The organism is Enterobacter cloacae complex sp. 2021EL-01169, from assembly GCF_020733125.1.
Lineage (GTDB): Bacteria > Pseudomonadota > Gammaproteobacteria > Enterobacterales > Enterobacteriaceae > Enterobacter > Enterobacter roggenkampii.
In genome coordinates, this window is record NZ_JAJFTC010000011.1 from 1 (window position 1) to 21,415 (window position 21,415).

Sequence of the window (21,415 nt, forward strand, 5' to 3'; positions counted from 1 at the left end):
GAATATGGAAAGAGTTTTTACCCAGATCGATACCAATGAGCGCAATGTTTTCCATGATAGTTCTCCGAATGAAAGCCTGTCCTCAGCATAGTACCGGGAAGGAGGGAGTGACCATCTCATTAAATATGGTGTATTACACCGTAATTATGCATCTGAAAGAAAGCAATCTATTAACCCCGCAGTTACGATTAATTGATGTTGCTTATTTAATTTTATAAAAATATTTTTGGTATGAATTTTATATGTATTGTCAGCAATGTTGAGTTGTTTGTGGTTTTATTTATTTTGCGATCTTAAACATGATTTCTTGCTATCTCATAATTATTTAAGCGTGTAGCATTTACCCGACGAGTAAAATTCTGAGGATACCATTGTGTACTATCCAAACTCCATCAGTTGGCCAGTGATTCGCGAAGGGGGACTTCGACGCCTCAGGCTTGGAGAAATAAATTTAGCGAGTTCGCTCTTTGGGTATAGTATTTACTATCATAAAGTATGGATTCACCTTGAAAGTTATCTGCCTTTTAATCTTCAAAACCCTGGCCAGGCAATGAGTCCTGATGGAGAAATGTGGTTCAGGTCTGAAAAATATGAACATGACTTTTCTATGCCTGTTAGCCACCCAGTGACTGATGCTCAACATCTTTTTATGCATGAAATGATGCATGTCTGGCAGCATCAACGTGGTATGTGGGTGCGTATGCGTGGTGCTTTCTCCTGGGCTGCTGATTATACGTACAGTCTTGATAAGACTAACTTACTGGAGTACGGACTTGAGCAACAAGCTTCGATTGTCAGTGATTACTGGTTATTAAAAAGCTATGGTTTTTGGGGTAATAGTCATCTCTTTGATTATAGAAACTATGATCCTGCTGAACCAGTAACGATATTGATTAAAAAGTATGAACGTATTTTAGAGGGGTTTCCCGGTTGAGATATATATCACTGTTGCTGTCTGCCATTTTTCTGACGGGGTGTCCGGGTAAAGGAAAAGAAGGCGCTGCGTCTGGGGAAAGACAATCTATCTACGTTTATGATGGTCTGGTATGCTTTACAGTCGATAAAAAAGATATCCTTAGTCGTTATGTACTGGCATCAAACGGCAAAGATTATTCTGAGTTATTAAAGGGAGACTTTTTAGCATTATCATATCCGAACACATGTTTTAACGTGAACTTAACTAAAGGTACTGTCTATGGGGCACATTATACGTTAAATAAAAAGAATTTTTATTATACTTTTATAATCGATAACCAAGGCAATATACTCGACTTAGGGAGAAAGTAGCATGTCATTACCCGCATACCTGTTTCTTTATGATGAAAACGGAATGCAGTTAAAAGGAGAATGTCTCGCGTTAGGTCGAGAGGGTGCGGTTGAAGTCATGAGCAGCAGCTACGGCATTAGCCAGCCAGTCGACCCTCATACCGGTAGAATGGGGGGTACCAGACAACACGAACCTTTTATCATACACAAACAGCTGGATAAACTTTCACCCCTGTTCGCAGTGTATGTTTGCGACGGGAGACGTCTGCAAAAAGCGGTCATTCGCTACTATGAGACAAACGATGCAGGGATTGAACGTGAAGTTTATCGGATATCCATGGAGAGTGTTGTCATCATGTCAGTGAATGCCAATCACACATATATACCTGGTTCAAATCATCATAACATGGTCGAGACCGTGAAGTTACGCTTCAACAGTATTGAATGGCACTACCTGGATGGCATGATTAAGTATGGCGATGCGTGGTCAAAAGCAGCATCACAAAAACCCTAGTATCACGATTTTACTGCTAATCTTTATCAATCAGGATCCTGGGTGCGATATATGGCGCCCAGCCAGGATGTGTAACGCTTCATCTGCTAATGTCGCACTCTTTCCTCAATTCCCGCTATAATCCCCAAAATTTCCAACCGGTTTAGAAATAATCATGACAAAACTCACCTTACAAGAGCAGATGCTGAAAGCGGGCCTCGTCAGCAGCAAGAAAGCGGCGAAAGTGCAGCGCACGGCAAAGAAATCACGCGTTCAGGCGCGTGAGGCTCGGGAAGCGGTAGAAGAGAACAAGAAGGCGCAGATCGAGCGTGACAAGCTGCTGAGCGAGCAGCAGAAGCAGGCCGTGCTGGCGAAAGAGTTTAAGGCGCAGGTGAAGCAGCTGATTGAGATGAACCGCATCACCGTGGCGAAAGGCAACATCACCTTTAACTTTACCGACGGTACGCTGATTAAAAAGATTGAAGTCGATAAGCAAACGCAGACCCAGCTGATCAACGGCCGTCTGGCGATTGCTCGCCTAGTGCTCAATGCTAACGGTGACTGCGACTACGCGATTATCCCGGCGGTAGTGGCCGATAAAATTGCCCAGCGCGATGCCGACAGCATCGTGTTAAACAGCGCGCTCAGCCAGGAAGAGCAGGACGAAGACGATCCGTACGCGGACTTCAAAATCCCTGACGATTTGATGTGGTAAACCACATTCAGAACGGGGCGGCGTGGCGGGCGTTAACCGGCTCGCCGCTCACGGGATGAATAAAATTCAGCTCGCTGGCATGCAGCATCAGCCGGGGCGTTTCCTCAGCACCCGGCACGTCAAGACCGCCATACAGATCGCAGCCCAGAATCGGGTGTCCCAGCTGCTGGCAGTGAATACGCAGCTGATGGGTTCGCCCGGTCTCCGGGATCAGTTTCACCCGCGTTAACGGTAATCCCGCCCCCTGATAAAACCGTTCCACAACCTGGTAACGGGAGCGGGCGGGTTTACCGGTAATGGCGCAGATCGACATCAGCGGGAACAGCGCCGGGTCTTTGGCAATCGGTGCATCAATAACCCCTTCATCATTTTCCACGTGGCCGCAAAGCAGGGCGCAGTAGACTTTCTCCACGCTGCGCTGGCTAAACTGCTGGCACAGTGCCGCGTTGATGGCCTTATTGCGCGCAACCACCATCAGCCCGGACGTACCAAAATCCAGACGGTGCACCAGCGTGCAGCCCGGGAACGTCTGGACCAGACGATAATGGACGGAATCAAGGTTTTGCGGATTTTTGCCCGAGAGGCTGAGCAGGCCGGAAGGCTTATCGATCAGCAGCAGATGTTCATCCTGCCAGAGGATCTGAATGTCATCGTGACACGGTGGGGCAATAAAAGAATCAATGATCGCAGACATCAGGCCGCCCGGCTGGAGAGTGGGAGCGGATGATAACGAAATGCGGGGGAAAAGAAAAACCCTCCCACCGGGCGGTGAGAGGGTGAAGTCTTACGCTGCAACCAGGCTGTCGATAGCGGCTTTCGCGTCGGTCTGCGCTTTGGTCGCCACTTCCGGACCGTAAGCGATGCCTTCCGCGAACACGAAGTTCACGTCAGTGATGCCGATGAAGCCCAGGAACAGGCTCAGGTACGGCGCAACCAGGTCGGTTGGGGTATCTTTATGGATACCGCCGCGGCTGGTCAGCACGATAGCGCGTTTGCCTTTTACCAGACCTTCAGGGCCGTTCTCGGTGTAACGGAAGGTTACGCCAGCACGCGCCACCAGGTCGAAGTAGTTCTTCAGCTGGGTTGGGATGTTGAAGTTGTACATTGGGGCGTTGATGACGATAACGTCATGCGCCTGCAGCTCAGCAATCAGCTCGTCGGACAGGGCCAGCGCTTCCTGCTGGCGTGGAGACAGCGGTGCATCGCTTGGGCGCAGCGCGCCAACCAGCTCGCCATCAAGCACAGGAATGGGGTTTGCAGCCAGGTCACGCACGGTGATTTCATCAGCAGAATGCTGTTCACGCCACTGTTCAACGAAGTAATCAGACAGCTGACCAGACTGAGAGTACCCTGCCAGAATACTGGATTTCAAAACTAATACTTTGCTCATGGGTGATTCCTGTTGTTGCATTTGATTGAAGGGGGGTGCCCCGTTGCTTGTTGACACTCTATTCACAATCCTGCCACAGAGATAGCGCAATATATCGAAGCCTATGTTCGAATTTTTTGAATAAGGCACGAAAGGCGTCAGTGTGGTACTCTATAGCAATCATTAAAAAGAGAGTTTATCAGGGCGTGTACTGCCCTTTAACGCTATGACAGAACAACAAAAATTCACCTTCCCGATGCTCCTGCAACAGCTCGATTCTCTGACGCTGCGCGACAAACAGCGCTTCGCCCGCCGTCTGCACGGCGTCAAGAAGGTTAAAAATCCTGATGCTCAACAGGCCATTTACCAGGAGATGGCGAAAGAGATTGAACAGGCGGCAGGGAAGGTTGTGCTGCGCGAAGCTGCGCGCCCGGCGATTACCTACCCGGAAAACCTGCCCGTCAGCCAGAAGAAACAGGACATTCTTGAGGCCGTACGCGACCACCAGGTGGTGATTGTCGCGGGTGAAACCGGTTCGGGGAAAACCACCCAGCTGCCGAAAATCTGTATGGAGCTGGGCCGCGGGATAAAAGGCCTGATTGGCCACACCCAGCCGCGTCGTCTGGCGGCGCGCACCGTCGCCAACCGTATTGCCGAAGAGCTGCAGACGGAGCCGGGCTGCTGCATCGGCTACAAGGTGCGCTTCAGCGACCACGTGAGCGATAACACCCTGGTCAAGCTGATGACCGACGGTATTCTGCTGGCGGAAATTCAGCAGGATCGCCTGCTGATGCAGTACGACACCATCATCATTGACGAAGCGCACGAGCGCAGCCTGAACATCGACTTCCTGCTTGGCTACCTGAAAGAGCTGCTGCCGCGTCGCCCGGATCTGAAAGTGATCATCACCTCCGCGACCATCGACCCGGAACGCTTCTCGAAGCACTTCAACAATGCGCCGATTATTGAAGTGTCGGGACGCACGTATCCCGTGGAAGTGCGCTATCGCCCGATTGTGGAAGAGGCGGATGATACCGAGCGCGACCAGCTGCAGGCCATCTTCGACGCCGTTGACGAGCTGGGCAACGAAAGCGCGGGCGACATCCTGATCTTCATGAGCGGCGAACGCGAAATCCGCGATACCGCCGATGCGCTCAGCAAGCGCGACCTACGCCACACCGAGATCCTGCCGCTGTATGCCCGCCTGTCCAACAGCGAACAGAACCGCGTCTTCCAGCCGCACAGCGGACGCCGCATCGTCCTGGCGACCAACGTGGCGGAAACCTCGCTCACCGTGCCGGGGATTAAATACGTGATCGATCCGGGTACGGCGCGCATCAGCCGCTACAGCTACCGCACCAAGGTCCAGCGGCTGCCGATTGAGCCCGTTTCGCAGGCGTCTGCTAACCAGCGTAAGGGCCGCTGCGGCCGCGTGTCGGAAGGGATCTGTATTCGTCTCTATTCCGAAGACGATTTCCTGTCGCGCCCGGAATTTACCGACCCGGAAATTCTGCGCACCAATCTGGCGTCCGTTATCCTGCAGATGACTGCCCTGGGGCTGGGCGACATCGCGGCGTTTCCGTTCGTCGAAGCGCCGGATAAGCGCAACATTCAGGACGGCGTGCGTCTGCTGGAAGAGCTCGGGGCGATTACCACCGACGAGCAGGCGACGGTCTATAAGCTGACGCCGCTGGGCCGCCAGCTCAGCCAGCTCCCGGTCGACCCGCGCCTGGCGCGTATGGTGCTGGAAGCGCAAAAGCACGGCTGCGTGCGCGAGGCGATGATCATTACCTCGGCGCTCTCCATTCAGGATCCGCGCGAGCGTCCGATGGACAAACAGCAGGCCTCGGACGAAAAGCACCGTCGCTTCCACGACAAAGAGTCCGATTTCCTCGCCTTCGTGAACCTGTGGAACTACCTCGGCGAGCAGCAGAAGGCGCTCTCTTCGAACCAGTTCCGCCGCCAGTGCCGGGTGGATTTCCTCAACTACCTGCGCGTGCGCGAGTGGCAGGATATCTATACCCAGCTTCGCCAGGTGGTGAAAGAGCTGGGCATTCCGGTGAACAGCGAACCGGCGGAGTACCGCGAAATCCATATCGCGCTGCTGACCGGCCTGCTGTCCCACATTGGGATGAAGGACGCCGAGAAGCAGGAGTATACCGGCGCGCGCAACGCCCGTTTCGCCATCTTCCCGGGTTCTGGCCTGTTCAAGAAGCCGCCGAAATGGACCATGGTTGCCGAGCTGGTGGAAACCAGCCGCCTGTGGGGACGCATTGCCGCCCGTATCGATCCGGAATGGGTGGAGCCGGTGGCGCTACATCTGCTTAAGCGCTCGTACAGTGAACCGCACTGGGAGCGCGCGCAGGGCGCGGTGATGGCGACCGAAAAAGTGACCGTTTACGGCCTGCCGGTGGTCGCCGCGCGCAAGGTCAACTACAGCCAGATCGATCCGGCGCTCAGCCGCGAGCTGTTTATCCGTCACGCGCTGGTGGAGGGAGACTGGCAGACGCGCCACGCCTTCTTCCGCGAAAACCTGAAGCTGCGCGCGGAAGTGGAGGAACTTGAGCACAAGTCCCGCCGCCGCGACATTCTGGTGGACGATGAAGCGCTGTTCGAGTTTTACGACCAGCGCATCAGCCACGATGTGATTTCCGCCCGCCACTTCGACAGCTGGTGGAAGAAGGCCAGCAAAGAGACGCCGGACCTGCTCAACTTCGAAAAGAGCATGCTGATTAAAGAGGGGGCGGAGTCGGTCAGCAAGCTCGACTACCCGAACTTCTGGCATCAGGGCAACCTCAAGCTGCGGCTGACCTATCAGTTTGAGCCGGGGGCCGACGCGGACGGCGTGACCGTCCACATTCCGCTGCCGCTGTTAAACCAGGTGGACGAGAGCGGGTTCGAGTGGCAAATTCCCGGCCTGCGCCGCGAGCTGGTGATTGCGCTGATCAAATCCCTGCCGAAACCGGTGCGCCGCAACTTTGTGCCTGCGCCAAATTACGCGGAAGCGTTTTTGGGCCGCGTCACGCCGCTGGAGCTGCCGCTGCTGGACGCGCTGGAGCGCGAGTTCCGCCGCATGACAGGAACGACCATCGACCGCGACGACTGGAACTGGGATCAGGTGCCCGATCACCTGAAAATCACCTTCCGCGTGGTGGACGATAAAAACAAAAAGCTGCAGGAAGGGCGTTCGCTCGTCGAACTGAAAGAGGCGCTAAAAGGCAAAGTCCAGGAGACGCTCTCTGCGGTGGCCGACGACGGCATCGAGCAGAGCGGGCTGCACATCTGGAGCTTTGGCCAGCTTCCGGAAAGCTACGAGCAGAAGCGCGGCAACTATAAGGTGAAAGCCTGGCCTGCGCTGGTGGACGAGCGCGACAGCGTGGCGATCAAACTGTTTGATAACCCGCAGGAACAGCAGCAGATGATGTGGCGCGGGCTGCGTCGCCTGCTGCTGCTCAACATCCCGTCGCCGATCAAGTATCTGCACGAGAAGCTGCCGAACAAGGCCAAGTTGGGGCTCTACTTTAACCCGTACGGCAAGGTGCTGGATCTGATTGACGACTGCATCTCCTGCGGCGTGGACAAACTGATCCACGAGGCGGGCGGCCCGGTCTGGACGGAAGAGGACTTTGCTCAGCTTCACGAGAAGGTGCGTGCGGAGCTGAACGACACCGTGGTGGAGATTGCCAAACAGGTCGAGCAGATCCTCACCACCGTGTTCAACATCAACAAGCGTCTGAAAGGGCGCGTGGATATGACCATGGCGCTGGGCCTGTCGGACGTGAAGGCGCAGATGGCGGGGCTGGTTTACCGCGGCTTTGTCACCGGCAACGGCTTCAACCGTCTCGGCGATACGCTGCGCTATCTGCAGGCGATTGAAAAACGGCTGGAGAAAATGGCTATCGACCCGCACCGCGATCGCGCGCAGATGCTGAAAGTGGAGAGCGTCCAGCAGGCGTGGCAGCAGTGGCTGAACAAGCTGCCGCCAGCGCGCCGCGACGATGAAGACGTGCAGGCGATCCGCTGGATGATCGAGGAGCTGCGCGTCAGCTTCTTTGCCCAGCAGCTCGGTACGCCGTATCCGATTTCGGATAAGCGTATTTTGCAGGCGATGGAGCAGATTTCCGGTTAAACCCTTGCCCGGTGGCGCTGCGCCTACCGGGCCTACGAGTGCGAAATGTAGGCCGGGTAAGGCAAAGCCGCCACCGGGCTGGTTATCGTTCTACAATCGCCAGCGTAAACCCATCCCATCCCTTAATCCCCACCGTTTGCAGCGCGGTGGCGGTTAAGCGCGGGTTATCGCCCATCATTTCAATAAAACGCCGCACGCCCAGCACGCGCGCGTCGTCGCTTTGGCCGTTAATGACTTCGCCATCACGGACCACGTTATCGCCGATAATCACCGTACCGGGGCGGGAGTAGTGCAGCGCCCATTCCAGATAGCCGGGATTGTTCGGCTTATCGGCATCAATAAAGATCAGGTCGAACGGCGGAACCTCGCCGAAATTCTCCAGCGAGCTCAGCGCCGGGCCTTCAATTAATTCAATGCGTTCGTTTAACCCCGCAAGCTGAATATTCTCGCGCGCAACGCGGGCATGCGTGGGATCGGCCTCAAGCGTAATCAGCTTACCGTCCGGCGGCAGCGCGCGCGCCATCCAGATTGAGCTGTAGGCACCCAGCGTCCCGATCTCAAGAATGCGTCTTGCCTGCGTCATGCGCACGAACAGCGCCAGCAGCTGCCCCTGATTGGCCGCGACATCATGTTCAGGCAGCCCGGCGCGTTTGTTGTTTTCCAGCACCTGATTCAGTACGTCATCGTCAGGAATAAGCGAAGAAATCATGAAATTATCAACTGCAGACCACTGTTGTTGCATAGATTGTCTCCTGAGGGGGAATCGCCGGGTGGCGGCTGCGCCTTACCCGGCCTACGTGACGAAATCCAGGCCCGTTAAGCGCCTTCAGACATTGACCCAGCCGCCGCCCAGCGCTTTATACAAATCAATCTGCGCCAGCAGCAGGTTGTTTTTCACCTGCACGACGCTGGTCTGGACCGAGAACAGCGTGCGCTGCGCGTCCAGCACGTCCAGATAGGAGGAGTAGCCGTTGCGATAGCGATTCTGCGCAATGCGCAGCGTCTCCTGGGCCACATCCTGCTGGGCAAGCAGCTCCGTCAGCTGTTCCTGATAGCGACTTATCGCATCAAGGCTGTTGTTCACTTCGGCAAACGCGTTACGCACGGTTTTTTCATAGGCGTACAGCGCCTGGTTACGCTGGGACTGAGAAATGTCCACCTGCGCATTCAGCGCCTGGCGGTTCAGCAGCGGGGCGAGAATACTGCCTCCGACGCTCCAGAGCTGAAGCGGGTTGTCCAGCAGGCCGGAAAGGGTGCGATCCTGAACCGATCCTGTCGCGGTCAGGTTGATCGACGGCAGCAGGCTGGCGCGCGACGCCGCGAGCGAGGCATCCGCCGCCACCAGCTGGCGTTCGGCCTGGACGATATCCGGCCTGCGGTTCAGCAGCGTAGAAGGCAGCTGCGACGGCAGCGTTAGCGGCGTCAGTGCTGCAAAGCTTTCACTGCGCGCCACGTCGCCCGGGTTGCTTCCCAGCAGCAGGCTGAGGGCATTCTCCTGCTGTGCAATCTGGTGCTGCAGCACGGGCACCTGCGCCCGCGTTGAGCGAAGTTCGGAATCCGACTGCATCAGCTCCAGGCGCGAGCTGTAGCCCGTCTCAAACTGACGCTTCGCGAGGTTAAACGCCTCCTCGCGCGATTTCAGCGTGGACTGGGTCACCCGCAGCTGCTCGTCAAGCGAGAGCAGGGTGACATACCCGGATGCCACAGACGAGGCGACGGTCAAATCCGCGGCCGCGGCGGCGGCTTTTTGCGCCGCCAGCGAGGCCTCGGCGGCATTGGCCGTGCTGCGGTTGACGCCCCAGATATCCACGTCATAGCTCGCCGTCAGGCTCCCTCTGTACAGCGTGCCGTAAACCGGCAGCCCGGTAGCGGCGGATTGTGAACGGGCGCGCATCCCGGTTACGCCCGCGTCAAGCGAAGGAAACAGGCTCCCGTCAGCTGCATAGACCCGCGCCTGATACTCGTTAATTCGTTCGCGGGCGATCAGCACGTCGCTGTTATTCTTAAGCGCCTGATCCACATAGCGATTGAGGTGGTTGTCATGAAAATTGCGCCACCAGAGCTGCTCCGCCGGGGTGGCAGGGCCGGAGACGGTGCGCCACTGCGCAGGAATTTGCAGCGTCGGCTGCGCCGGTTTTACGTCTGCGGACTGGCATCCGGCCAGCATGACCGCCGCCGCCAGCGCGGCAATCGGGCGAAGGATCATTGCTTCGCCTCCCGCGTATCAATGGTCACCTGTACCGACATACCCGGACGCAGCAGCGCGGAATCTTCTGGCTTACCGAGCACCTCAATGCGCACCGGAATACGCTGGGCGATTTTGACAAAGTTGCCAGTGGCGTTGTCCGGCGTGATGGCGCTGAACTCCACGCCGGTCGCCGGGGAAATACTCTCCACGCGGCCCTGATACGCCTTGTTGTTCAGGGCATCTACGGTGAACTTCACCGGCTGGCCGACGCGCAGCTCTGCGAGCTGAGTCTCTTTAATATTCGCAATGACCCAGTGCTGCGGCGGCACCAGGGTGGTGAGATGGGTTCCGGCGGTCACATACGCCCCGAGACGCACGGCGATCTGGCCGAGCTGGCCGTCGCGCGGGGCGATGATGCGGGTGTTTTGCAGGTCAATCTGCGCCAGCTCCAGCGCCGCTTTGGCGTTTTCAACATCCGCTTCCAGCGCACCGCGATTGACAATCACCGTCTGCAGATCCTGACGCGACATCTCAAGGGCGGCTTTCGCCTGGTCGATGTCGGCGCTACCCTGAGCGGCACTGGCCAGCGCGGCGTCGCGCTCGCGAATGGAAAGCGAGCCGTCCGCCGTCAGCTCTTTCACCCGTTTTAAATCCGCCTGGCTTTTCAGGCTCTGGGCGCGGGCATTTTTCAGCGCGGCGTCATTTTTGGCGATTGTTGCTTCGGCGCTTTTACGCTGCTGCAGGTTGTTATTCAGGGCGGCAATTTTCATCGCCAGCTGCGCCTCTGCCTGATGCACCCGCTGACGATAGATACGGTCATCGATCTGCAGCAGCAGGTCACCTTTTTTGACCTGCACAAAGTCCTGAACCTTCACCTCGGTGATATAGCCGTTCACCTGCGGGCTGATAAACGTCGTCTGGCCGCGCACGTAGGCGTTATCGGTAAACTGCGCGTGACGGGTGAACGGCGGCAGTTGCCACGCATAAAGGATCACCAGCACGCCGACAATACCGATGGCGGCGGCGGTGAAAACGGAAACAATGCGCACATTTTTGCGGGTGTTGGCCTGCTCTTTGGCGGCATCCTGCTGACTCATAAACTCTCCAGAACTCTTTCAATTATTTGTTGCCGGTGGCGTTCTTCAGCGCCAGACGGGCAGTGATGCGCAGGCGCAGCAAGCGCCATAAAATCCAGACCAGCGTGGCGGCAGCGATGCTCGCCGTCAGCAGATAAGTATCGTTATAAGCCAGAATATTCGCCTCCAGCGCGGTGACCGTTTGCAGCTGCGTTATCGCCTGGGTGCCCAGCAGCGCGCTGTCGCCAATCAGGCTTTTGTACATTTGGGTATAAAGCTGAATTCGCTCGTTGACCAGCGGGTTGAGCGTGGTGAGCTGGTCCGCCAGCAGGCTGGAGTGGTATTTCTCGCGCCAGGTCTGGAAGGTGCCGAGGATCGCGGAGCCCAGCAGGCCGCCCAGGTTCTGGCTCATGCCAAACATCACCGAGAAGCTGACCAGGTTACGCGGGTCGGCGATCACCCCGCCAATGGCGGCCAGCATAGCGGGCGCCAGGAAGAAGGCGCTACCGAAGCCCAGCAGGAACTGGCTTACCATCAGCTGATCCGGACGGGTCAGGTTGTTGGACTGGCTGTCCAGCAGCGAGGCAACAATCATCAGCGCCAGAGACGTGATGATTGGCCACGCCAGTTTCGTCGGCTTGATGGTGAGACAGCTGGTGACAATCCCGCAGACGATCCCGGCGAAAATGGACCACGCCAGATGCGTCATCTGCTCGTTCTGTAAGCCCACGTACTGCAGCCAGCCGATGACGCCGGTGTTCTGCTCTGCCAGCACGATACGGATCAGCAGCATAATCAGCCCCAGGCGGACGATGCTGCCGCTCGACAGCCAGCGGGTGTTCAGCAGCGGGTTGCTGCGGTTATGTTCAAAGACGATGGCTGCGACAATCAGCACCAGCGATAGCGCCAGCGACCAGCCGATCCACGGCGCTTCGAACCACCAGTCAAGGCGGCCCAGAGAGAGGACGGCACAGAGCAGGGCCATCCCGGGAGCCAGTAAAAAGAAGGTGATAAAGTCTTTTTTCTCAAAGACCTTGCGCCGGTCGCCCGGCGGCAGTTTTAAGGCGATGACGCAGGCCAGGGAGATCAGCGCCAGTCCCAGCTCGAAGAAATAGAGCCCGCGCCACTCGTCCAGCTGCAGCAGCTCGGTTGAAAACAGGCGCGCCAGCGGGATGGCGAGTGATGAACCGGTGATGCCGATGGTCAGCGCCTTCAGGCGGTGCTTCGCAGGCCAGGCCTGGATCTGATAGTAAATCCCCAGCGAGCTAAGCGCGGCGGCAACCATGCCGTGCGCGGCGCGCACCATCAGCGCCGAGCTGAGATCGTTAACGAACAGGTGGAAAAAGGTGACCAGCACGTACAGCACCAGAAAACCTTCCGTAAAGGCGCGCAGGCCGTACTGCTGGCGGAATTTAACCAGCAGCAGGTTGATGGAGATGTTGGTCATCACATAAACCGCGGGCAGCCAGGCGATTTCGGTTGACCAGGCGCCGAAGGTCCCCTGCAAATTTTGCAGGTTGGCGGTTACCACCGCATTCCCCAGCGCTCCCGTCAGGCAGACCAGCAGGCCCACGACGCCATAGGCAATGCGTTTTGGCGTACTGTGTTCGGGCGTGGAGGGCGAACCCAGCAGGGCGGGTTTCTCATGTGGCTGCCACTCGCGAGGAGCATAAGGGTCGCGTTCGGGCAGGCGCATAACGTCGTTTACCTTAGAAATGATTGAATAATTAGCGGGCTAGCGATTCTACGACTCCCGCAAATGATAATTCAAGTGAATATGATTTACGCATGTTAATCAAATGGTGAAGGGAAATTTAAGGAAAAAGAGCGGCCCGCAGGACGGGCCGGGAAGGGTCAGAGACGTTCGGGCTGCGCCTGGATGAGAGTGGCGCGCTTAACGCGGCTGGCGCAGAAAATCGCGATTAAAGAAATGGTCACCGTGACGGCAAGATACCAGGCCACCGGCACCCAGTCGCCGTCGTATTTTGCCAGCAGGCCGGTGGCAATCAGCGGCGCGGTACCGCCAGCCAGCGCGGCACCCAGCTGATACCCGAGCGTAATGCCGGTGTAGCGCACGTTTGCGCTAAAGATTTCAGAGCACAGCGTGCCGAGTACCGCCGTGACAGGGGCCCACAACACGCCAAAGGCGATGACCGTCGCGAGCACGATACCCCACGTGGTGCCGGTATTGAGCAGCATAAACCACGGTACGATAAACAGGCCCAGCACGAAGACGCTGATTGCGTACATGCGCTGACGGCCTAGCTTATCGGAGAGCAGCCCCATTAGCGGGATCATAATGGTCGCCACCAGGGCTCCCAGCGTCACGGCTTCCAGCGCCTGCGATTTCTGATACGTCAGCGTGCTGGTGGCATAGCTCACCACGAAGGTCGAGAAAATATAGAACGGCGCGGTTTCAACCACCTTCAAACCGGCGGCAATCAGCACTTCACGCCAGTGATGTTTCAGCGTATCGCGCAGGGGAGCCTTCGCCACCTGACCGGACGCTTTGACTCGCTGAAAATCGGGCGTTTCATCAATATCTTTGCGGATCCACAGGCCGAGCAACACCAGCACCGAGCTCAGCAGGAACGGGATGCGCCAGCCCCAGGAGAGAAAATCCTCCTCGCTGAACAGGGTCATCAGCGACACGATAAAGGTTGCCATCAGCATGCCGATGGTGACGCCCGCCTGCGGAATACTGCCGAAGAAGCCTTTACGTTTTTCTGGCGCGTATTCATAGGCCAGCAGCAGCGCGCCGCCCCATTCACCGCCGATGCCCATCCCCTGAATGATGCGCATCAGGATCAGCAGAGCAGGCGCCCAGAGGCCAATCATCTCATACGTGGGCAGCAGGCCAATCATAACGGTTGCACCTCCCATCAAAGAGAGGGTCAGCACGAGGTTTTTTTTACGTCCGATGCGGTCGCCGATGTGGGCGAAAAGTACCCCGCCAATGGGGCGAATAAAGAAGGTTAATGAGAAAGAGAGATAAGAGAGGATGAGTCCGATCACCGGATCGACCATCGGGAAAAAGATCTTATTGAAGACCAGCGCGGCCGCCGTACCGTAGAGAAAATAGTCAAACCATTCAATGGCGCTCCCGGTAAGGCTGGCGATTAACACCTTTTTATTTTTACGTAACACCGTCGTCGTACTTTCATGTTCTGTCATGACCTGAAACCCCGCCACGTTGATGATGAGAGAGGTGTCACCTGGCGCGCTTCAGGTGCAACCTGTGATGATAAAAAAGGTTGTGAAATTGTTAAGCAACTTAGGGTTGGATGTTGTCTTTGGCAAGCGCAGGGGGGATAAAACTGGTCAGATCACGGCGAAATAAGCAGCGTTGGGTGCTTTTTCATGACGCCTGCACAATACAATGTTTTGTAGGGCTGGAAATCAAAAGCATAATAGCCAGGTGCAACCCGATGATTTTTGGATGTTTCTGGTTATTTCAGAAAAATGATAAATTCGGCGCTTCAACAACGTGAGGAGTTCACCATGGTTCAGCCCCATTTTCCCGTTCTGGCGGATGCCACGCTGGCGGCCTTCAATACTGTCGGTGAATGGCTGGCGCAGGACGACCTGAGCGCGACGAGTCCGCTCCCGGAAGTCGATGCGGTGATTCTGGCCGGAAACGCGGTGATCCCAACCATTGACGCGGCCTGCCGTATTGCCGCCCAGAGAGATGTACCGCTTCTGATCAGCGGCGGCATCGGCCATTCGACCCCCTTTTTATATACCGCCATTGGCAATCATCCGCGTTACCACACCGTACCGGTCACAGGGCGGGCCGAAGCGAGCATTCTTGCCGACATTGCGCGGGCGTTCTGGCAGATCCCCGAGGCGCGTCTGTGGGTTGAGGATCGCTCCACCAACTGCGGTGAAAACGCGCGCTTTAGCTGGAACATGCTGAAACAGCGTCATCGAACGACCGGGCGGGTGCTGGTGGTGCAGGATCCGACGATGCAGCGCCGCACGATGGCGACGTTTGCCCGCGTGTGTCGTGATGAGCCCGTTTCACCGCAGTGGGTCAGCCATCCGGGGTTTACGCCGACGCTGCAAAACGGTAACGAGGGCGTGGAATTCAGCGAGGGCCACACCGGGCTGTGGCCCGTTGACCGTTACCTTTCACTGGTTATGGGGGAGCTGCCGCGCCTGTATGACGACGCTAACGGCTATGGCCCGGCCGGGCGGGATTATATTGCTCACGTTGAATTCCCCGAGGCCGTCATGGCCGCGTGGAAACAGCTACAGCAGGATCCTGTCCTGAAGGGCGCACGTAAAATAATTTAGGCACGGAACAATCCCCTCGCCCCTTTGGGGAGAGGGTTAGGGTGAGGGGGGGGGAAAATCACAGCGCCGCAAACTTATCCAGCGTCCGCACCAGCTGCGTCACAAACCCATACTCGTTGTCATACCAGGCAACGGCTTTCACCAGCTGAAGGTCTCCCGCTTCTGACACCTCCGTCTGCGTGGCGTCAAACACCGAACCATAATGCGAGCCAATCACATCTGACGACACAATCTCTTCATCGGTATACCCGAAGGATTTATTGCCCTGAGTGGCCTTTTTCAGCGCGGCGTTGATCTCCTCAACGGTCACTTTCTTGCCCAGAATGGCCACCAGTTCGGTCACGGAGCCCGTTTTAACCGGCACGCGCTGGGCGTGGCCTTTCAGTTTGCCGCTGAGCGCAGGGATCACCAGACCAATGGCTTTGGCGGCGCCGGTGGTGTGCGGAATGATATTCTCTGCCGCCGCCCGGGAGGCGCGAAGATCTTTCCCGCGCGGGCCATCCACCAGCGCCTGGGTACCGGTATAGGCATGAATGGTGGTCATGGTGCCCACCTTAATTTCAAACGCATCGTTCAGGGCTTTTGCCAGCGGGGCGAGGCAGTTGGTGGTGCAGGAGGCGACGGAAATAATGGTATCACTGGCGTCAATGGTCTCGTCGTTCACGCTGTAGACGATGGTTTTCATGTCCCCCGCGGGCGCAGAGATCAGCACCTTCTTCGCGCCCGCGTCCAGGTGCGCCCGTGATTTCTCTTCAGACGTATAAAAGCCGGTGCACTCCACGACGATATCCACGCCCGCGGTTTTCCACGGAATGTGCTTTGCCTCTTTTTCGGCATACACCGCGATGGTTTTACCGTCAACGATCAGCGCATCCTCGGTGAAATCCACGCTCCACGGGAAGCCACCGTAGTTGGAATCGTGCCTGAGCAGGTAGGCCAGCACTTTGGGAGAGGTGAGGTCGTTGATGGCGACGACGGTATTACTGTCCTGGGTTTCAAGAAGGCGGCGCAGAACAAGACGTCCGATGCGTCCAAATCCGTTAATGCCAATTTTACTCATGGTGTTCTCCTGTAAACGTGTCGATGTGACAGTTTGAACTCATCCAGGCTTAGACCATCACGGGCAGGGCGGCAATTGAAGATGCTTCATGCGGGAGGATGTATTTGAAAAACCATACAGAAAAGTTAATGAATTTTTAAGGAAAGGAGATTATGTTGGCGCGGTAACTGTTTTTAATCGAGAAATCACATGCGCACTAAATATACAAGCCTGCAAATCGGCATCCACTGGCTGGTGTTTCTGTTAATCATCGTCGCCTACTGCGCCATGGAGTTCAGAGGTTTCTTCCCGCGCACCGCGCGCCCGACGATCAACATGATCCACGTCTCATGCGGGATCAGTATCCTGGTGCTGATGGTGACGCGTCTGCTGGTTCGCCTGAAATTCCGTGCACCACCGATTCAACCGAAGCCAAAAGCGATGGTGACGGGGATGTCTCATCTGGGGCATCTGGTGGTGTATCTGCTGTTTATTGCGCTGCCGCTGATTGGCATTGTGATGATGTATAACCGGGGCAGCGACTGGTTTGCTTTTGGCCTGGCGATGCCGCATGCGGCGGAGTCCAATTTTGACCTGGTAGATATGCTGAAAGAGTGGCACGAGACGCTGGCAAATCTGGGCTATTTTGTGATTGGCCTGCACGCCGCGGCGGCGCTGATGCATCACTATTTCTGGAAAGATAATACCCTTCTGCGCATGATGCCGAAAAAGCGTTCGTAGTCTTTAACGCTTGCCGGGTGGCGGCTATGCCTTCCCCGGCCTACGATGCAATTCCAGAATCGTAGGCCGGGAGCGCTACGCGTCACCCGGCTTGTTTTTTAACCCAACAGAGCACGCTCTTCAGCCGTTAACGCCAGCGTCTGCGTTGACCCCGTTTCCGACGACGTCACCGCCGCTTCCAGGACAGCCATTACCGCCAATGCCTCAACCGGGTGGACCGGATTGGCGATTTCCCCGCGTAGCGCATCACGCACGTTGATGTAATACTGGCGCTGATCGCCTTTCGGGGTAGGGATCGTCTGCGATGCACCGTCAGCGCCAAAGAACACCATGTTGTCGCTGTCTTCGCCCCATGCCTCACTGCCGGGGATCACCCCGGAGAGCAGCTGTGCTTCCTGCTGATCGATTCTGGCCTTCACCACGCTGCCCTTTTCCCCGTGGACGGCAAAGCGCGCCGTACCGCCCGCCACCAGCATGCTGGCGTGCAGAATCACCTTATGCTCCGGGTAGTTTAAGACCACGTGCGCCCAGTCGTTGATTTCTGCACCGTCGCGAAGCGTCGCGATATTCCCCTGAACCGACTGCGGCAGGCCAAAGAGCTGCAGCGTCTGGTCGATAAGATGAGGACCCAGGTCAAACCATAAGCCACTTCCGGGGACGTTCTGCTCGCGCCAGCGCACGCGCACTTCCGGGCGGAAGCGGTCAATATGCGACTCCAGATGTTTAATCTTGCCGAGCGTGCCCTGCTCAATAATCTGCTTAATGCCGAGGAAATCGCTGTCCCAGCGGCGGTTGTGGAAGACGGAGAGCAGACGCTGCTTTTCCTCCGCCAGCGCAATCAGGTCGCGGGCTTCCTGCATGTCGAGGGTGAAGGGCTTATCCACCACGACATGCTTGCCGGCGTTCAGAGCCAGCGTCGCCAGCGGGGCGTGCGTGGCGTTGGGGGAGGCAATCACCACCAGGTCAACATCAGGATGCTGAATAGCCTCTTCAGGGGTGGCGACCACCTCTACGTCCGGCAGATCGCGTTTAACCTTCTCTTCATCACGAGAAGAGACCACGGCCAGCTTAAGCCCATCCACAGACTGGATTAACGGGGCATGGAAGGTTTTGCCCACAAATCCATACCCGATCAGCGCAATGTTAATTGTTCGAACTGTACTCATGAACTTCTCCACGTTAATTCGCGCACACCGTGACCTGCAATGCGCCAGGGTCCCCAAGCTCAGGCCAGGGACGATCTAAAAAGAGTTGTTGAATGTTGGATAACCCGGAAACCAGATACGGCTCGCAGCGGTTGACTTTCAGGTGGTCGGCAACAATCCAGTGCGCATGGCTTGCGTCAAGCATCGCGCGCTTAACCTCGGCATCCGCTTCTTTACCGGCGCTCAAACCGAGTTCGGCATGAATGGCGCACGCCCCGAGGATGGCGATATCTGCCCGATAACGGGACAGCAACGACAACGTGGCGCTTCCGGCAAACAGGCGCTGCTGCTGGTCCCATTTCCCCCCGAGCAGGATCAGTTCAACGTCTTCCCGGTCGCTAAAATGCTGGGCGATATCCAGCGACGTGGTTATGACGGTGAGCGGCCCGCGAAGAAAGGAGGCGACAGCCATCACCGTGCTGCCCGCATCCAGAAACAGGGTAGAACCCGCAGGGACCTGCAGGGCGACCTGTTTTCCGAGGCGCTGTTTGGTTTCCGGCAGCAGCGTATTGCGGCCCTGACGGTTCATGGCGGAGAGATTCAGCGCGATGGCTCCGCCGTGGTTCTTCTGCGCCAGGCCCTGGTTCTCCAGGTCGGTCAGATCCCGACGGATGGTATCGGCTGAAACCTGCAGCTTTTCTGCCAGTTCGGTGATGCTGGCCTGGCCTTGCTCGCTCAGGATATCCAGAACGTGGCGCTGTCGTGCAGTTTTGTGCATCGGTTACATTCCTGCAAAATATCGCAATAGTTTGCATAATACAGCATTTTAACGCAGAGAGAAGGGCAACGTGGTTTTGATGTCGGGGAGTGAGGTGATGATTCAGATGCGTGATTATTAAAATTTTATTAAACAGGTATAAGCAAGCCGTTTTGAATGTTAATCATAATGTTATTGTTATGTTTTATTTAACGGTTTGGATTATGTAACCAGTGCAACACCATTGTCTGGAGTTAAGTTTCGACAAAATAGATATTTATAGATATTAATTGCTTTAATTAGTTTTTTAATAGCGATAAATCCCAATTCATCCTGTTTGGCTACTTAAATTGACACTTCTTTGAAAATCTTTGTGTCTGACCCGCGCGGAAATTAACGCAAAAATGTGCAGGGAGCAAATTAAGAATTTTCCTTAAATAACAGACGGTTTATATGTTTCATCTGAAAGGTCATTTTAAGACTTTTGTCCAGAAACCCCATCTTTTTTCTTAATTGTAACACCACATTAACATTGTGGGTGTAGTGGCCTATAACACATTTTGTTATGCTGCTAACCACTTTAGGAAATAAGTAAATTCTTAATTAAATAAGACGCAGGCAGATCTCATCTCCAGGGGGAAATGGGTATGGGGAGTTTTACCTAAAATTCGGCAAGGATGCTAAAAAAGATATTTGTCTAATTATCTATACCTCTTTTTGGGTAATTTCTTCAGTGTCACTCAGAGTCAGGGAGATAAAATGACGATATTACGAAAGCCAATGTTACGCCGATTTACAGCAGCGCTGGCATTCATTTCATTAGCCATAAATACGGCGTACGCCAATAGTAGTCAGGTGGGTATTGCCCCGGTTGCCAGGACAACCTTAAAAGAAAGTATTCTTTTTGCTATCGATCGCGATCCGTCTATTAGTCAGCAGGCCGCGCAGCTCGGTATTGGTCAGGCACAAATAGATGAAGCGCGCAGCGGCTGGATGCCGCAAATATCGCTGAACGGGAGCACGGGCCATAGCCAGACCACCGATTCCAGCGGGTCGCTGAAGAATTCAGCCGCCTGGGGACTGAGCCTGACGCAGCTGATCTATGATTTTGGCAAGACCAATAACAGCATCAGCCAGTCTTCCGCCCAGCGCGATAGCTATCGCTACCAGCTGATGAGCACGCTCTCTGACGTGGCGGAAAAAACGGCGCTGAGCTATGTCGAGGTCAAACGCTATGCCGATCTGCTGCAGGCAGCAAAGGAGAACGTTCAGGCCCTGAAAAATGTTGAGCAGCTAGCAAAGCTGCGCGCCGACGCGGGCGTGAGCTCGACCTCCGATGAGCTCCAGACCCGCACGCGTATTGCCGGTATGCAGGCAACGGTCGCGCAGTATCAGGCCGCCTTAAACAGCGCCCGCGCAAGGCTTGCGGTATTAACCGGCATGCAGGCAGAAAACTATTCGCCTGTACCCGCAAACCTCGCGGTTGAACCTGATTCGCTCAACCGCATTGATTATTCGCTGATACCGGCGGTCATGGCCGCGCAAAACATGGAGCGCTCTGCCCAGTATGGCGTGGAGACGGCGAAGTCCCAGCACTGGCCGACCCTCAGCCTGAAGGGCGGACGTACCCGTTACGAGTCTGACAACCGTTCGTACTGGGACGACCAGATCCAACTCAACATTGACGCACCGCTTTATCAGGGCGGCGCGGTCTCTGCACGCGTGCGGCAGGCTGAAGGCGCGCGGGCGATGGCCTCCTCTCAGGTCGATCAGGCGCGTTTCGACGTCCTGCAAAAAGCCTCCGTCGCGCAGGCGGACTGGACCGGCGCGCGGGGAAGAATGGAGGCCGGGAAACAGCAGCTGGAAAATGCGCTGCGCGCCCGTGATGTTTATAAAAATGAGTACACCCTGAGCAAGCGGAGCATTAACGATCTGCTCAGCGTTGAGCAGGATGTCTGGCAGGCCACCTCGGCGAAAATAATCGCTGAGTATGATGGCTGGAGTTCAGCAATTAATTATGCTTCCGCGGTTGATAATTTAATACCGCTTATTGGAATAGAGAAAAACGCTGCCGCAAAACTACCCGATTTGAGTTAAAAAAAGACGCGTATTGTCGCGCAAAATAAGTCTGAAAATAATGGGTGTTTTTTCCCAGGGATAGCTACATCCGTCTGGTGGACATATCCACAGGAATCCGCACA

Annotated in this window: 18 protein-coding genes; 8 read left to right on the forward strand and 10 right to left on the reverse strand. The window is 56.0% G+C overall.

Annotation, left to right across the window (positions count from 1 at the left end):
- The first annotated feature begins 370 nt into the window (after window positions 1-370).
- The 4 genes from LLF79_RS20455 (at window position 371) to LLF79_RS20465 (ending at window position 2,474) form a co-directional block, all read left to right on the forward strand.
- Entirely contained in the window at window positions 371-934 is a 564-nt protein-coding gene (locus tag LLF79_RS20455; RefSeq protein WP_084832081.1) for a type IV secretion protein Rhs, read from the forward strand.
- Window positions 935-948: 14 nt separating this feature from the next.
- The gene (locus tag LLF79_RS27090; RefSeq protein ID WP_331282856.1) at window positions 949-1,287 is read left to right on the forward strand and encodes a lipoprotein; all 339 of its coding nucleotides are present in this window, start codon (window positions 949-951) and stop codon (window positions 1,285-1,287) included.
- Between the two features lies 1 nt (window position 1,288).
- Window positions 1,289-1,780: a type VI secretion system tube protein Hcp gene (locus LLF79_RS20460; protein WP_032651857.1), complete on the forward strand. Its 492-nt coding sequence runs from the start codon at window positions 1,289-1,291 to the stop codon at window positions 1,778-1,780.
- A gap of 154 nt (window positions 1,781-1,934) precedes the next feature.
- On the forward strand, window positions 1,935-2,474 hold the full coding sequence (locus tag LLF79_RS20465; RefSeq protein WP_008502315.1) for a DUF2058 domain-containing protein: 540 nt from the start codon (window positions 1,935-1,937) through the stop codon (window positions 2,472-2,474).
- A gap of 7 nt (window positions 2,475-2,481) precedes the next feature.
- On the opposite strand, the gene LLF79_RS20470 is transcribed toward LLF79_RS20465, so the two are convergent.
- Together LLF79_RS20470 and azoR are read right to left on the reverse strand one after the other, a co-directional pair.
- Complete coding sequence (locus tag LLF79_RS20470) at window positions 2,482-3,168, reverse strand: RluA family pseudouridine synthase (protein ID WP_227880287.1); 687 nt, start codon at window positions 3,166-3,168, stop codon at window positions 2,482-2,484.
- Between the two features lie 90 nt (window positions 3,169-3,258).
- Complete coding sequence (gene azoR / locus LLF79_RS20475; protein WP_008502313.1) at window positions 3,259-3,864, reverse strand: FMN-dependent NADH-azoreductase; 606 nt, start codon at window positions 3,862-3,864, stop codon at window positions 3,259-3,261.
- 205 nt (window positions 3,865-4,069) lie between these two features.
- On the opposite strand from azoR, the gene hrpA reads away from it, so the two are divergent.
- On the forward strand, window positions 4,070-7,972 hold the full coding sequence (hrpA, locus tag LLF79_RS20480; RefSeq protein WP_227880288.1) for an ATP-dependent RNA helicase HrpA: 3,903 nt from the start codon (window positions 4,070-4,072) through the stop codon (window positions 7,970-7,972).
- Between the two features lie 82 nt (window positions 7,973-8,054).
- Here the strand turns inward: hrpA and LLF79_RS20485 are convergent, their stop codons facing one another.
- The 5 genes from LLF79_RS20485 to LLF79_RS20505 form a co-directional block, all read right to left on the reverse strand.
- Window positions 8,055-8,714 carry an O-methyltransferase gene (locus LLF79_RS20485; RefSeq protein ID WP_008502311.1) on the reverse strand — a complete coding sequence of 220 codons (660 nt, stop codon included), beginning with the start codon at window positions 8,712-8,714 and terminating at the stop codon, window positions 8,055-8,057.
- 84 nt (window positions 8,715-8,798) lie between these two features.
- Window positions 8,799-10,178: an efflux transporter outer membrane subunit gene (locus tag LLF79_RS20490; protein ID WP_227880289.1), complete on the reverse strand. Its 1,380-nt coding sequence runs from the start codon at window positions 10,176-10,178 to the stop codon at window positions 8,799-8,801.
- Window positions 10,175-11,257 carry an HlyD family secretion protein gene (locus LLF79_RS20495; protein ID WP_227880291.1) on the reverse strand — a complete coding sequence of 361 codons (1,083 nt, stop codon included), beginning with the start codon at window positions 11,255-11,257 and terminating at the stop codon, window positions 10,175-10,177. Before LLF79_RS20495 ends, LLF79_RS20490 begins: the two co-directional genes overlap by 4 nt.
- Window positions 11,258-11,279: 22 nt before the next feature.
- Complete coding sequence (locus LLF79_RS20500) at window positions 11,280-12,932, reverse strand: MFS transporter (RefSeq protein ID WP_008502308.1); 1,653 nt, start codon at window positions 12,930-12,932, stop codon at window positions 11,280-11,282.
- 158 nt (window positions 12,933-13,090) lie between these two features.
- Window positions 13,091-14,410: an MFS transporter gene (locus LLF79_RS20505; RefSeq protein WP_227880293.1), complete on the reverse strand. Its 1,320-nt coding sequence runs from the start codon at window positions 14,408-14,410 to the stop codon at window positions 13,091-13,093.
- A 327-nt stretch (window positions 14,411-14,737) separates the two neighbouring features.
- Between LLF79_RS20505 and LLF79_RS20510 the strand changes: the two genes are divergently transcribed.
- On the forward strand, window positions 14,738-15,532 hold the full coding sequence (locus tag LLF79_RS20510) for a YdcF family protein (RefSeq protein ID WP_115465452.1): 795 nt from the start codon (window positions 14,738-14,740) through the stop codon (window positions 15,530-15,532).
- Window positions 15,533-15,590: 58 nt separating this feature from the next.
- Here the strand turns inward: LLF79_RS20510 and gap are convergent, their stop codons facing one another.
- Window positions 15,591-16,592 (reverse strand): type I glyceraldehyde-3-phosphate dehydrogenase, encoded by a 1,002-nt coding sequence (gap, locus tag LLF79_RS20515; RefSeq protein ID WP_025911237.1) that lies wholly within the window; start codon window positions 16,590-16,592, stop codon window positions 15,591-15,593.
- A gap of 189 nt (window positions 16,593-16,781) precedes the next feature.
- Between gap and cybB the strand changes: the two genes are divergently transcribed.
- Entirely contained in the window at window positions 16,782-17,312 is a 531-nt protein-coding gene (cybB, locus tag LLF79_RS20520; RefSeq protein WP_021242559.1) for a cytochrome b561, read from the forward strand.
- Window positions 17,313-17,410: 98 nt separating this feature from the next.
- Here the strand turns inward: cybB and LLF79_RS20525 are convergent, their stop codons facing one another.
- Together LLF79_RS20525 and LLF79_RS20530 are read right to left on the reverse strand one after the other, a co-directional pair.
- Window positions 17,411-18,478: an oxidoreductase gene (locus tag LLF79_RS20525; RefSeq protein WP_227880294.1), complete on the reverse strand. Its 1,068-nt coding sequence runs from the start codon at window positions 18,476-18,478 to the stop codon at window positions 17,411-17,413.
- A 13-nt stretch (window positions 18,479-18,491) separates the two neighbouring features.
- A complete protein-coding gene (locus tag LLF79_RS20530; RefSeq protein ID WP_039024293.1) occupies window positions 18,492-19,235 on the reverse strand; it encodes a DeoR/GlpR family DNA-binding transcription regulator in 744 nt (247 codons plus the stop codon).
- 738 nt (window positions 19,236-19,973) lie between these two features.
- Between LLF79_RS20530 and LLF79_RS20535 the strand changes: the two genes are divergently transcribed.
- Entirely contained in the window at window positions 19,974-21,311 is a 1,338-nt protein-coding gene (locus LLF79_RS20535; protein ID WP_227880295.1) for a TolC family outer membrane protein, read from the forward strand.
- Window positions 21,312-21,415 lie beyond the last annotated feature (104 nt).

Coding starts and splice junctions, on each gene's coding strand:
- LLF79_RS20460 (WP_032651857.1), top strand. CDS start 1,289: ATGTCATTACCCGCATACCTGTTTCTTTATGATGAAAACGGAATGCAG.
- LLF79_RS20465 (WP_008502315.1), top strand. CDS start 1,935: ATGACAAAACTCACCTTACAAGAGCAGATGCTGAAAGCGGGCCTCGTC.
- LLF79_RS20470 (WP_227880287.1), bottom strand. CDS start 3,168: ATGTCTGCGATCATTGATTCTTTTATTGCCCCACCGTGTCACGATGAC.
- azoR (WP_008502313.1), bottom strand. CDS start 3,864: ATGAGCAAAGTATTAGTTTTGAAATCCAGTATTCTGGCAGGGTACTCT.
- hrpA (WP_227880288.1), top strand. CDS start 4,070: ATGACAGAACAACAAAAATTCACCTTCCCGATGCTCCTGCAACAGCTC.
- LLF79_RS20485 (WP_008502311.1), bottom strand. CDS start 8,714: ATGCAACAACAGTGGTCTGCAGTTGATAATTTCATGATTTCTTCGCTT.
- LLF79_RS20490 (WP_227880289.1), bottom strand. CDS start 10,178: ATGATCCTTCGCCCGATTGCCGCGCTGGCGGCGGCGGTCATGCTGGCC.
- LLF79_RS20495 (WP_227880291.1), bottom strand. CDS start 11,257: ATGAGTCAGCAGGATGCCGCCAAAGAGCAGGCCAACACCCGCAAAAAT.
- LLF79_RS20500 (WP_008502308.1), bottom strand. CDS start 12,932: ATGCGCCTGCCCGAACGCGACCCTTATGCTCCTCGCGAGTGGCAGCCA.
- LLF79_RS20505 (WP_227880293.1), bottom strand. CDS start 14,410: ATGACAGAACATGAAAGTACGACGACGGTGTTACGTAAAAATAAAAAG.
- LLF79_RS20510 (WP_115465452.1), top strand. CDS start 14,738: ATGGTTCAGCCCCATTTTCCCGTTCTGGCGGATGCCACGCTGGCGGCC.
- gap (WP_025911237.1), bottom strand. CDS start 16,592: ATGAGTAAAATTGGCATTAACGGATTTGGACGCATCGGACGTCTTGTT.
- cybB (WP_021242559.1), top strand. CDS start 16,782: ATGCGCACTAAATATACAAGCCTGCAAATCGGCATCCACTGGCTGGTG.
- LLF79_RS20525 (WP_227880294.1), bottom strand. CDS start 18,478: ATGAGTACAGTTCGAACAATTAACATTGCGCTGATCGGGTATGGATTT.
- LLF79_RS20530 (WP_039024293.1), bottom strand. CDS start 19,235: ATGCACAAAACTGCACGACAGCGCCACGTTCTGGATATCCTGAGCGAG.
- LLF79_RS20535 (WP_227880295.1), top strand. CDS start 19,974: ATGACGATATTACGAAAGCCAATGTTACGCCGATTTACAGCAGCGCTG.